We start from the raw sequence: 12,398 nt of genomic DNA on the forward strand, positions 1-12,398 counted from the left end.
ACCACCGTTTTATAATTCGCTTAACCCTCCCTCATAGTTGACTAGCGATTTTAAATAATCAGCCAAAAAAAATCAGCACAGTATTTTAAATACTGCACCCGATTTTGCGAGAATATTAAAAATAATGGTAAAATTAAGGGCAATTTCCGGCCTGATCGTAGTCCGCTTGGGTGAACCTGTAAGTGAACCTAAACTGCGCATCTGCAATTTTTTCAGCTTCATAGCTTGAAATGGCCAGTATACTATTTGAGCTATTAGCAGATGCTGTCAGACATTTGTTGTCAAATCTTATAATAAGATCATTAATGCTTAGGGGATTAACATATTCTTCCGAGACTACATCCTTTCGCCGGTTGTTACTTGGCTGCTCTTCTTTGATCACATATTTTTCCCCAGGTTTAACGGAAAATATCGTTCGATTTCCAAAGCTGACAATCACATTATGATCTGTCTCATTTATATAATAAAATTCGCCGTTGCGGCTTCTTACATCCTTTTTGCACGAAGTAAGTGCAACACATAGCAGTAGGCTATAAGCCCCAAGCATTAAATAATGTATCAAGGTTTTGTTCGGTATCATTTGCATAATAATTTTTTAAATTGTTTTTCCATTGTAAAGAGCTATGACATCCCCTCAGAGCCTCTTGTACCTGTAGTATAGTGTAACCTGTAACAAGATCGCTTGGAGCGCTTTACCTCTAGGGTTATAATCGTATTCCTGATCAATAAGATCCATAACTACATTTGTATAAGCCGGGAGTGAAATTGAGCCGCCGGCATAGTTCGGATATTCCATTCTTGTGAGCACCCATTGTACGTCACGACACCACGACTCACCCACATTTGTATCTGGGTAAAAATCGGCGAACTCCAGATTTACGGCATGTCCTAGCTCATGAATAGTAGTCGCATATGTTGCTTGAGGGTCGTTGTCAGGGTTGAAAATGTGTATCATTTCCCCTATTCCAAATGAATGACGTAAAGCTAACGTACTACATGTCCCAGCCTCGTTTCTCGCGCCTAATTTTACTTGTGTATTCCAAAATCCATTTTGAGGAGGACGTTGCAAACCTTGAATATCTTTATAGTAATAATGATAGGCAGCTCGGAAAATCGTGCTGCAGAACTTGTCGTATCCCTCAAATTGTACATCCCACGGGCCCTGAATCTTTGGACCGCCTATTTCTCGAGCACCTGATAATGAAGTGTCGTCATTCACAGAAAACTCATAGCGCTCAAAGTCAAGCCAATAATCAGCCGGCCTGGTATACCATCCCTCAACTACATAATTTCCTTGGACATCAGTAATACCCCTCATAAGTGGTAAACCAGCAGCGCGCACGAACTTTGATTCCCTGCACACCAACGACCGCATGATGATCGTCATCATACACCGTAATCCTGCCATGGGGGGGCATTCATCACCGCTAATATTGGGATCGCCTGGTGTTCCGGGAGACCCTCCTCCAGTGTCACAATCTTCAGGTGGCACGTCACCCGGCTCATCTTCATCATTTGGGCGGGGTTCTTCTCCGGGTTCAGGATCACCTACGCAAATTGATTCCGCCGAAAGCAATCGAGCAGCAACAGAGAACGATGAGCCGTCAGGTCCGTTCACGGTAATCATCTCGTTTGCTTGCTCTTCTGGAATAAACAGATCCGCCAACTTTTCATAGGGAACATCTGGAAAATGATAACCTACTGGTACAGATGCATATTGGTAAGTGGGGATTCCTAGCGGAACCGCTGGATCACGATAATTGCCTTTGTATGGAGCAATTTCTGTATCGAGTGGAAAAGGATAAATAATTAGGCTCCTATCAGCTTTAAGTTTGTCCATATCCGAATTATTCCTAGGCTTAAACTTGATGTAATAATGGGAAACATTAATTCCACTTTCGGCGATGACGTAGCTTTCCTCTACTGTCATTGTCTTTTTAATAGCTAGTCGTTGATTGCCTCCACCAAACATTATTTTTCCTCTAGCAAACTTAGTAGCTTTATTGTTAATTAACTTTACGTCTCCACTAAGAATTCTTGCAAAAGCCTTTCGCATATTGCTTATTGAATAAGGGTTATTGGTGTTGGAAACCAATTTTTGGGTTTTTGCCACTTCGGGCGATTGCACAGCTTCCTGTTTTTTACAACTTGTGATTGCATAAGAGATGAAGAAGCAGGTTAAAATTAGATGTTTTAATTTCATAAATTAAGAGCTCATTTTTAAATATGTATTATAAAAAATTAAATCTATAAAATCCTTATTCATTTTTCTTCCCATTATCAGAATGTTTGTAGATATCATTAGTCTCGAAGTTTTTATCAGTTTACATCAATTTTTCGGAAAGCTATGTTTATATAAATTAAGATTTAGTCCAATACAATAAGGAAAGGGCGCAGGAATACGAGCATATTTATACTATACCAAAGCGACAAACCGATTTGTATTCCGCGGAAAGCATTTTACAAAACCTATTCAGTAGAAAGGACTTTCTTGAAATCGCTTTGTGGAACAGAATATTGGACAGACAAAATCGCAAAAACCGCAAAGTCGATCTATGCGTCTGATGTTAATGAAGCCGTTATCGAAATTGCACGGCAGAAACATCTTGGCAAAGATGTGATATTTGCGGTTGCGGACCTTTTCAACATAGAAACCAAACAAGGGTTTGAAGGTCTATTTGGCGTTTTATCTGGAGTCATATTTTACTTCAAGATCTCGATAGATTTCTTGCAACCATTAATAAAATTCTGTCTCAGGACGGATTGCTCGTATTTATGGATAACAAAGTTGTAACAGGCAGTAGTATTCAAATCAATAGCACTGACAATTTCGGAAACACCTACCAGTCTAGGAGACTTGAAAATGGTACAACGCACTTAGTATTAAAGAATTTTCCTAGTAAAAACTTTATTATTGATAAACTCTCCAGTATAGCCATTGACATACAGTTTATCGATTTGGAATATTTACTGGATCGTGAGTTGCAGGCTGAATGGGTGCAATACTTAAAGGCCGCTTCGATTAAAAAGATGCCTTCGAATAGTGTTATCTATTAGAACTGAATGAGCGTTTGATCTTATATCCTATTATTACAAATGGAATGATACCAGCAATCAATAATGGCCAAAACCATGTAGGATATATTGCATTAAACCAAAGCCACCCGATAATAATCATGATAAGTATCCCGACAATGAGACTTTCTTTAAGATTGCCACTTAAGCTCGTTGTGAGCACCCCACCGATTATGCAACTTATATAGATGCAGGCTAATTTTACTAAAACTTGCATTACCTCTGGATTACTTAGCAACGGGTGACTGAACATTTCATTTGCTTGGGGGTAAAGTTTCCCCTGTAAAACGGCAAAAATTGAGCTGAGCAGCCCGATTGCACCTACCCCTATACAATAGATATAATCTTCCTAAATTTCATTGTTATTTAAATTAAGGGTAAATTTAATCTGATCTTCCGTGAGGACAAGCTGCTCAGTCATCATCTTGCTCACCTCGGCATCAGAGGCGGCACTAAATAATCTGGTGAACCGAATTAAGTCAGCTTCATTTCTAGGTATAAAAGATTGCGCATTATTTCTTGCATTGGCTTGGAACTTTTTTATGATCGGTTGCATCAATGCATTGTAGTTTTCAAGTGAAACCGCAAGATCATCTGGCGACCTAGCAAGAAAATGTGACAACGCTTTTGCTCCATATATGGACAGTGAGGCTCCCATGCCTGACAAAGCGGTGGGACAATAGCCTGCGTCTCCCAATAAAACCACATGTCCCTTCACCAGGTTTGGGGCATGTACCATCCCCATTTTATCAACGAACATAAGACCTTCCTTTAAGAAACCGTCAATTAAATGCTGTACTTCTGAGTTGTAATTTTCAAACGTTTTCTTTAAAAGTTGTTTCGCATTGGAATGTATGTTAGCTAATTCATCAACATTATAGATATAGCATTGAATTGCTACCTCTTCATTACTAACCGGATAAATGGAAAGCATCTTGTTAATATCCAGGTATGTTTTGACCGTTCCCACAGTATATGGATGCTTTTCTTTTAGTCTGCCACCCATATACAGCAGATTGAAATCTTCCAGTTGACTTTCGCCAAAATATTTTGTTCTCGTAGAAGAGCGCAGTCCTTCAGATACTACCACAAGATCAGCGTCTATTACCTTTCCATTAGAAAGTGTGACGATAACTTTGTGTCCCCTTTGTTGCAGTTCGGTAATTGTCGTACCGAATATAATGTTTATAGCGCTCTTGACATTATTGTATATCACTTGATGAAGACCGCCCCGCGTGATCAGGATAGACTGATTGGTGTTCTGATTTACCTTCTCGTAACTTATATTTCGAATCATATTGCCACTGGAATCAAGCCAATGCATAAATTCAGAAGGTGTAGACTCTTTAACAAGATTACCAGTAAGGCCAATCTCATCCATTATTTTTACGCCAAAACTTTTAAGCGAGACCAAAAAGCCTGCATTATTAAATTGACTTGCTTTGTCTATCACTGTTATCTGGTGACCTTGATCCGCTAAAAGTTTTGCAGCGGTTATGCCGGCAATACCGCCACCTGAAATAATAATTCGCTTTTTCATATTAATGATGTCTTTTTTTAATGCTGTAAAATTATACGCACTTTTGTGTATAAAATAACCCATTAACTAGTAATAATAGTCCAAAACTATGACGCAGGAAATTAATAAACGGACGATGGTTCAATTGGCTGCGAAAATGGGAACACCCATTACGGAGAAACAAGGTGAGATAGCTTTACTTAAATTTCATAACATTAAAGTAGTCGACTTACTGCCGGAAATGATGGTTATGATCCGTTCACTGTTATCTGAAAAAGAATTTTCTTACCGTCGAAAACCCATTACTATAATAAAAAGCGGGTTGCTCATTTCTTTTCAGAACGTCTTTAACGGCAGAAACGAGGATCGTGGAGTGATGTGCCCGGCCACCAACTGGGATCGGGAACGCGCCCACGTTCGTATAATTCCCTTACACCTGGATAGCGAGGTTAAGTTTTCGAAGCAAGTGCATATCGAGCAGATTACAATTCTCGTAGAGACAGCTTACCTAAAGCAGTTCCTTGGAACGGAACAAACAAAATTCAGCTATCTTTTTAATTTAGAAAAGACATTCTGGATCGACGAGTTTATGTCTCCGGAAATTGCGGCACTGGTAGACGAAGTTGTGAATTCTTCCGCTGCGGTTTCTTTACCGGACTTTTATTATCGCCTGAAGTCATTAGAGTTGCTTTATTTTTTGTTTAGAAACCTTTCGCAAAGAGAGTCTATTTCCCATCTACATATGACTACCAGGGATATTGAGGCCATTTACCGAGTAAGAAACGCAATTGCAGCATCTTTAGACAAAGCATTACCAGCAAAAGAGCTAGCCAAACTATCAGGAATGAACGAATTAAAATTGAGAAAGCTTTTCACACAGGTATTTGGTAAAGGCCTATATCCTTACTTTCAACATCTTCGAATGCAGGAAGCAGCAAGACTATTAAAAGAAGAGCGACTTTCTGTTTCCGAGACGGGTTATTATGTTGGGTTCACTAACCTTAGCCATTTTGGAAGGTTATTTGAAGAGCACATGGGTGCCAAACCTAAAAAATGGATTAGCAAAACTTAGCACAAAATTGCTTATCACAAGTTTCTGATCTCATAATTTTACTTACAAAGCATTCTATTATGTCTTACAAGCGCATGAACCAGGTTTATCTTATTAATCACAAATTACAAGTTATCTTGAATTCTTTTGAGGCAGTTAATGGGAGTTAGTTAGTTTAATACTATTTATCAAATCAAGGTGGATTTATGATAGGCCAAAAAATTTACGGAGAAAATTCTGTCTCAAAAAACGAAAAATTTTGAATGTTGTTATATTGCAGTGATGATATGTATCATAGTTATAGACGAGATAGCAATTGGTGAAGCAAATTTGCAAGTGATTGATGAAGCTATGGGGGTAATTGGCGGCAGGTTTGTTCCTTTTCACGCCGATCAGAAATTTCAACATGTGATACAGGTTCAATGCGAGATGAAACGAGTTTCCAACATAAATGATTTCAATTATAAAATCAGAACCGGAGATAATGTAGACTTACATCCTAGTGGTGGTGTTGGAATTACGGACTTGAAGGGCATCAATGAAATCTATATCGAAAGTGCTGGAATAAATTTAAAACAAATAAAGATATTCAAATAAAAAGGTCGCAAATCATGAACATATAATATATTTTGCTCTTAATTTTGCGATTTACATGAAACCACAACTTCATAAAAGTCCTCGATATTTACAATAGGAAAAAATTGCTTCTAATATCTTCATTTATAATTTCACCCTGCCTTGTTTATAAAATATCTAACACGGCTATTTGTTTCACTATGCACGCGAAATTACCTGATTATTGTTTTCAACAGCTGAAGCTTTCAGTTGTGACCTGAATTCTTCGTCACTTCCAAACCCGAGCTGTTTTATCGTTCTGATTTCATAACTGACTGAAAAACGCTCTGCTTCAAAAGGCCAGAGCTCCACAATGATCGCTGCTTCTTTTTGGTGGAGGAAATAGGAAGTTCCGTCCGGTCCGGAGCTGATCTCCACCCGCCGGCCCGCCGGCGGGATCTGCGACTGACAGATCAGCAGTGAAAAAAGCATCACAAAATTCCAGAAGCGATCTGAGCGGCCTCCGGGATAACAACGTTTCAACAGTGCGAAGCGGCTGTTAATTTCGAAAAGACTTATAAAAATAAACCTAAAAAGCAATATCGGAAAAGGAAAACCACGTAAATTCTATCTTAGTAATTTGTTACTACTGAGTTTGATGGTGGATTTGGGCAATTCTTCATTGAGTTATTGAGGCTCAGATTTGTGGTTTGAAGAAAAAATTGTTATTTTGGTATTTGAATACAACAATCCGACTAAATTTAGTGAAAAGCTTCGGCTTAAAAAGCTCTTTCTCACCAAAACTTAAATCGGGTATCGTACAACCAATTTTTGGTTTCTAAATCGGACCAATTGAGCTAACCAAGAGGTAAATATTGAGACATAACACGGATTCGTATGTTGGTTCGCATCAATTGCTTTAAGTGAAGCAATCTGAAGCAGATCAAATAGATTATCGGCGTATCTGTTAGCGCTTATGAAAGCTCATAAATAAAAAATAGTGAATGAAAGTAAAACTCCTGATCCAGAATACGCTTAAGTCAATGGATATCGTATATTCCAAAACAATCAGCAGTATTGCCTTTATCCCGGCAGTTGTTGCCTTGCTGTTCTTATTTTTATCGGTATTCATGGTCGAGTTTGATTATTCCGAATCCGGAAAGGCCATTAAGTCAAATTCCCATTGGCTTACCCTTAAAGATGCAAGTACTGCCAGGAGCATTATCTCGACAATTACCGGCGGGATCATTTCGTTGACCGTATTCAGCTTTAGTATGGTGATGATACTGTTAAATCAGGCCGCCTCACAAATGAGTAACAGGATACTCGAAAAGCTTATTGGTAACCGCTTTCAGCAGATTGTTCTGGGCTTTTACATCGGTACTATTGTTTATGCGTTATTCCTCCTCAGTACCATCCGCGATGTTGACTCTGGTGTATATGTGCCTGCCATCAGTACCTATCTGTTAATCTCTTTTACAGTAATCGATATTTTCCTTTTCATATATTTTCTTCACTATGTTACCCAGTCGGTAAAATATGAAACCATAATCCATAAAATTTTCAACGATACACAGAAAAGTCTTGAGAAGAAATGCGTCATTTCGGATGTTCGCGAACCACCCTCTCATCAATTATCAGGTACGGTTGTACATGCCAGCAATTCTGGAATCTATCAGGGCTGCATGGAAAAGCCCCTGCTCGCATTATGCTCACGAGAAAACCTTGTCGTTCATATTGAATGGCCAATTGGTACAATGATCATAAAAAATACACCCATTTTATCAGTGTGGAACAAGGATGGGATTTCTGAAGAACTTCGTAAGGAAATCACCGGCATGATTAATATACATGGCGGACAAAATATTGATACCAATTATTATTATGGTTTCAGGCAGTTGATGGAAGTGGCCGTGAAAGCACTCAGTCCAGGTATTAATGATCCTGGAACAGCGATTTTAAGTCTACAGGCACTTGGTCATCTACTAAAATTTCGAAGTGAATACTACCCGAAACATGCAATCGTTGATCGAGACAACGTGTCCAGGATCTTCGTCAAGGAAAGAACTTTTGAAGAGATTTTTGCCGAATGCATTTATCCTATATGGGACTATGGAAAGCATGATCGGCTGCTAACCATGGAACTGCATCATATTCTTTTACTACTTTGGACGCAGACAGCCAGGCCGGTTTTTGATAAAATGCTTGACGAAATAAGGCGATCAAAGATGTATCAGGATATAGAACTAGGCTTTAAGGGAACCTGACCATTCCCACCAGAAAGCAAATATTGTTTAGAAGCATTCAGCATTTTGAAGATTCATCACTAAAAGCTTATACATCAAGTTTCATAAGTACCACGAGAATTTCTTTGCCACATCAGGCTATCAGTTATTCTTTTTGCTGCTAAGACCTGCCATTATAGTTGTTGCGGTCACGCCATGAAGAAGGATGGATGTCAAAATGGTAAAGGATACAACTGGCCATAGCACATCCTGCTGATCGAATGTTGCCTGGCTGAAAGCAAAGGCGAGGTAATATATCGAACCCATACCGCGAATGCCTAAAAAACTGATCGCAAGTTTTTCCTTTAAAGGGGTTGAACTTCCTAATAGAGACAAGTAGGACGCGAAAGGCCGCACCAGGACCACAAATGCCACTGATACTAGCGCCATTTTAAAGGTCAGGGGAGCAAGCACTCCACCAACCAAAGAACCACCAAAAAAAATCAGCAGTACCGCCAGAAGCATCCGTTCCATTTGATCGGTGAAGGAATGGAGTTGTTGATGATACTCATGGCCTTTCTCATAATGCCTTAATGTCAGCCCCGCAACGAAGACCGCAATAAACCCGTAAGCATGAAATGATTCAGTGATCGCGTAGGTAAAAAGCGTAAGGGAAATAGCAAGAAAACCGTCAGTTGCCTTTAACAAACGGTATTTTTCAGAAATAGAGAACACCAAATATCCCACCACCTTGCCGCAAAGCCAGCCTATAACCAGGCCTGCTGAAATCTTATAGAAAAGGTAATACCATGTCCAATGCCACATTGAAGAAGTGCTAATCCCTTGGGAAGCCACTACAATGGCTAGCCATGTAAATGGAAATGCCATTCCGTCATTTAGTCCCGCCTCCGAGGTAAGTGCAAATCGGGGCTCAGATTTACCGCGTTCATTGGGTGGCCCCACCTGTACATCGGCAGCAAGGACTGGATCTGTCGGCGCAAGAACTGCGGCAAGCAACAGCGCAGCCGAGAGGGTAAGTCCCAAGACAAAAACGCCCAGCAATGCAGAAATTAATATGGCCAGGATCATGGCTATAAGAATCAACCTGAGCGGCGTAGACCATTTCTTGAGCGAGAAACTTCTGTCAATCTTGATGCCCGTCCCCATCAAAGAGATGACAACAATCAGCTCTGTGAGGTGAAGCACAAGACTGTTATCTTTTTGTGGAAGCGGATCGGGCAGCTCTTTCGGCCATATCAGGTAAATTAACACGCCAACACCCACGTAGATAATAGAATAGGATATGCCAATTTTCTTGGCCATCGAAGGAATAAACGCCATGCCAATACTAGCAATTCCCGCGATTAGCATTAATAGAATATACTGATTCATCTTTTAAGGGTTCTTTTTAAAGATACAAAAACAGGGACATCATACCATAGCCTGATCACATAAATAAGTAAGATATCCGCAAAATGGAGTATAAAACATGGTTACTTGTTCCTTTTAATGTCATGTAAACATTGATGTCCTTCCTGTTTCCTGAGATCATGGTTTGCCACATGGTTCTTTTTGGAACCATGCTGACACATTTTTTAACAAATCCGCCTATCGAAGATTATTTTTCTAATTTTACCAAACATCCATCCCTTATATGAAAGTTACCGAAAAAACTCCCATCGAGAGAATAATCGCCCCAGTGAACAGGTTTATCCATCTTGAGTACACCAGCGGCGTTGTATTGCTTCTCAGCGTAATCGCCGCTATTTTAAGCAGACGGATTTCAATAACTATATTGACATCTTTTTGTTGTCTGTTGTGATATCCTGTCATTGAGCTGCCACTCTTTTATATACGGTTCAAATTATATTTTCCCCTCAAAATTGTTGCTACTTTTCCTGTAGGATTGATTTGGTGCACCTTATCTGGCTTAACCTTTCGGTAAGTAATTGAAACCCTTCTATCCCTTTTTATTATGATGCCATTAATATTGTCTTTCTTCCGTGGTGGTATGCCATGTGTGAATTTGCTACGGGCATCGTCCTGCATAATATAAAGGGATCGTCGGGGAATCTCGATCTCATACTGTGTTTCTGGCACTAGGATATCGTGATCTACATCTTCCGTGCAGCTCCCAACTTCTATCGGAACCCGAAATTATTAGATTAAGGGTTTTCAGGTTATGCGTAATGAAGGTTATACTGTGAATTCATGCGAAAACAGATCAATATGAGGTTAATCGATATATTAGTTTGGGCTTAACTCTCATAGTGATACAAGAATCATGCCTTTCTTAATTTCTCTTTTAACTTTCCAGTGTAAATTTTGAACCAGGGAGGCTTCTGGTAAGTAGACGATACTCTCACTACTGGATACGAACTTCTGAAGGGCGGTATTCAAATGGCAGCTGGTCGGCCAGGCGTTTTTTAGACCAATATCCTCTGATTAGAAACGTTTTGTAACCGGTGTAAACACTACCTCTCTGATCAATCAGTGCTTCGTTTAAGTATAATAATAATTGCGAACTTTTTCCTTCCGGATCCACGGGAGGGAACCCTATATCATTTGGCATTTTATCCTTTAAGATCTTAAGGTCGATCTCCACTTGTTCGGGCAGCTGTTTTTGCAACCGGGCTGCTTTTTTAGGCTTATAGATGATATTTAGGGCGTTAAATTTGTAGGAGACAAAGGAGCTGTCAAGTCTTGCAACAAATTTACTCAGTTTAACAGGGGTAGGGATCATGTAAGCGCGCCGATCGAATATGTTACTGCTCTTGACCATCTGGTTCGCAATAAACCCTTCTTCCAAAAGCGTGTTGCTGTACACAGACCTTAGAAAATGCATTAGCGAGCCTTCATATGCTTTAAGCCTGTTTTCCTCCCACGTTCTTTTTTGCTCCTTAGTTCCTTCTATTTCCTCAAAAGTAGTCTCACCATCGTAAGAAGTGATACTGTTTTTGGAACTATATTCAAATGCACGTAAAAGATATTTTATCCGGTAACCTAATATACGATTTTCGATTACGATCAAATCATCAGCTTCCGCTTTTAAAGTCAGGTTATGGAGATCAGGTTCCTTACCGGTTAGGGAAATAATTTCCGGATTCACTATGAAACATTCTTCCATATCTGCCGATTTGCCCAAAAACTGATCACTGAATATGCTCATGTAGCGCTCCCGATTTTTGTCTCCCCGGATGTAGACTTCGTCAAGTATCATGGATTTTGCTTGTAGTTTTATCAATAGCCTGAGGGATTTATTACGTAAGGTAACGTCTATTGAGGGACTGTTATAGCCAAGCATCCTGGTTGAGATTAAATAATTTCCGGGCTGTAACTCAGCAAATGCGAAGTGACCGGTGACACCTGTTGCAGTAATCTTCTGTGAACCACTGATAAATACCGTTGCCCCCTGCAAAGGTTGATTGTTTTCATCCGTAACAGTTCCCCAAATTTCGTAAAGTTCCTGCGCAAAGAGGGCATCGCCTATGAAAATATTGAAAATTAAATAGAGTAAAAATAGCAAACGGTTCATAAGTATTGATCTTCACTTCATTTTTGAGGAAACTGTTTAGACTGCTGCGAGCTTATTAATCTATCCGTACGCTTTGTAACGGTAAAGGTTTATGCACTACAGGTATTTCGATATCAATTGTTCATATATTGTATCTAAAGGATATGTGATGTATTTATTAATATTGTTTGTGCGCCACTGATTTGTTTCACATGTGCACGCCCATAACAACCTTATGAAGCATCTAGTGCCCGGTTGTTAGAAAGCGCATTTCAGTCCAGTCGATTGGGCAAAATAGTTCAACAGTTTACACAGGCTTCGTTTTGAAACTTTTTGAGTACATAGGCAATTAGATGTGGCCGAAATTCCCGATTCGTCATTCGTGTAATCTGGAAAGATTTCAATATAGTACAATATCATTTTCAAAAATTCAGCTTTGACGGAAGACTCGGGGCACGT

General features: G+C 39.5%; 10 protein-coding genes. 4 read left to right on the forward strand and 6 right to left on the reverse strand.

The annotated features are described in order from the left end of the window. Positions 1–133 precede the first annotated feature (133 nt). Together IZT61_RS17970 and IZT61_RS17975 are read right to left on the reverse strand one after the other, a co-directional pair. Positions 134–586 (reverse strand): hypothetical protein, encoded by a 453-nt coding sequence (locus tag IZT61_RS17970; protein WP_196098404.1) that lies wholly within the window; start codon positions 584–586, stop codon positions 134–136. 48 nt (positions 587–634) lie between these two features. Continuing rightward, entirely contained in the window at positions 635–2,203 is a 1,569-nt protein-coding gene (locus IZT61_RS17975) for a hypothetical protein (protein ID WP_196098405.1), read from the reverse strand. Positions 2,204–2,775: 572 nt separating this feature from the next. Here IZT61_RS17975 and IZT61_RS17980 point away from each other — a divergent pair. Next, entirely contained in the window at positions 2,776–3,057 is a 282-nt protein-coding gene (locus IZT61_RS17980; RefSeq protein ID WP_196098406.1) for a hypothetical protein, read from the forward strand. 367 nt (positions 3,058–3,424) lie between these two features. On the opposite strand, the gene IZT61_RS17985 is transcribed toward IZT61_RS17980, so the two are convergent. Further along, positions 3,425–4,678 carry an FAD-dependent oxidoreductase gene (locus tag IZT61_RS17985; RefSeq protein WP_196098407.1) on the reverse strand — a complete coding sequence of 418 codons (1,254 nt, stop codon included), beginning with the start codon at positions 4,676–4,678 and terminating at the stop codon, positions 3,425–3,427. 25 nt (positions 4,679–4,703) lie between these two features. On the opposite strand from IZT61_RS17985, the gene IZT61_RS17990 reads away from it, so the two are divergent. Further along, a complete protein-coding gene (locus IZT61_RS17990) occupies positions 4,704–5,666 on the forward strand; it encodes a helix-turn-helix domain-containing protein (RefSeq protein WP_196098408.1) in 963 nt (320 codons plus the stop codon). 261 nt (positions 5,667–5,927) lie between these two features. Continuing rightward, the gene (locus IZT61_RS17995) at positions 5,928–6,242 is read left to right on the forward strand and encodes a hypothetical protein (RefSeq protein WP_196098409.1); all 315 of its coding nucleotides are present in this window, start codon (positions 5,928–5,930) and stop codon (positions 6,240–6,242) included. Positions 6,243–6,419: 177 nt separating this feature from the next. Here IZT61_RS17995 and IZT61_RS18000 read toward each other — a convergent pair whose 3' ends face one another. Continuing rightward, on the reverse strand, positions 6,420–6,743 hold the full coding sequence (locus IZT61_RS18000) for a DUF3891 family protein (protein ID WP_196098410.1): 324 nt from the start codon (positions 6,741–6,743) through the stop codon (positions 6,420–6,422). A 461-nt stretch (positions 6,744–7,204) separates the two neighbouring features. Between IZT61_RS18000 and IZT61_RS18005 the strand changes: the two genes are divergently transcribed. Beyond that, positions 7,205–8,467 carry a DUF2254 domain-containing protein gene (locus IZT61_RS18005; RefSeq protein WP_230383753.1) on the forward strand — a complete coding sequence of 421 codons (1,263 nt, stop codon included), beginning with the start codon at positions 7,205–7,207 and terminating at the stop codon, positions 8,465–8,467. A gap of 120 nt (positions 8,468–8,587) precedes the next feature. On the opposite strand, the gene IZT61_RS18010 is transcribed toward IZT61_RS18005, so the two are convergent. Together IZT61_RS18010 and IZT61_RS18015 are read right to left on the reverse strand one after the other, a co-directional pair. Beyond that, positions 8,588–9,817, reverse strand: a complete 1,230-nt coding sequence (locus IZT61_RS18010) for a cation:proton antiporter (protein WP_196098411.1) — start codon at positions 9,815–9,817, stop codon at positions 8,588–8,590. 973 nt (positions 9,818–10,790) lie between these two features. After that, complete coding sequence (locus tag IZT61_RS18015; protein ID WP_196098412.1) at positions 10,791–11,960, reverse strand: carboxypeptidase-like regulatory domain-containing protein; 1,170 nt, start codon at positions 11,958–11,960, stop codon at positions 10,791–10,793. Between the last annotated feature and the right edge of the window lie 438 nt (positions 11,961–12,398).

It is taken from the genome of Pedobacter endophyticus (assembly GCF_015679185.1).
Classification (GTDB): Bacteria; Bacteroidota; Bacteroidia; order Sphingobacteriales; family Sphingobacteriaceae; genus Pedobacter; species Pedobacter endophyticus.

Coding starts and splice junctions, on each gene's coding strand:
- IZT61_RS17970 (WP_196098404.1), bottom strand. CDS start 586: ATGCAAATGATACCGAACAAAACCTTGATACATTATTTAATGCTTGGG.
- IZT61_RS17975 (WP_196098405.1), bottom strand. CDS start 2,203: ATGAAATTAAAACATCTAATTTTAACCTGCTTCTTCATCTCTTATGCA.
- IZT61_RS17980 (WP_196098406.1), top strand. CDS start 2,776: ATGGATAACAAAGTTGTAACAGGCAGTAGTATTCAAATCAATAGCACT.
- IZT61_RS17985 (WP_196098407.1), bottom strand. CDS start 4,678: ATGGGTTATTTTATACACAAAAGTGCGTATAATTTTACAGCATTAAAA.
- IZT61_RS17990 (WP_196098408.1), top strand. CDS start 4,704: ATGACGCAGGAAATTAATAAACGGACGATGGTTCAATTGGCTGCGAAA.
- IZT61_RS17995 (WP_196098409.1), top strand. CDS start 5,928: ATGATATGTATCATAGTTATAGACGAGATAGCAATTGGTGAAGCAAAT.
- IZT61_RS18005 (WP_230383753.1), top strand. CDS start 7,205: ATGAAAGTAAAACTCCTGATCCAGAATACGCTTAAGTCAATGGATATC.
- IZT61_RS18010 (WP_196098411.1), bottom strand. CDS start 9,817: ATGAATCAGTATATTCTATTAATGCTAATCGCGGGAATTGCTAGTATT.
- IZT61_RS18015 (WP_196098412.1), bottom strand. CDS start 11,960: ATGAACCGTTTGCTATTTTTACTCTATTTAATTTTCAATATTTTCATA.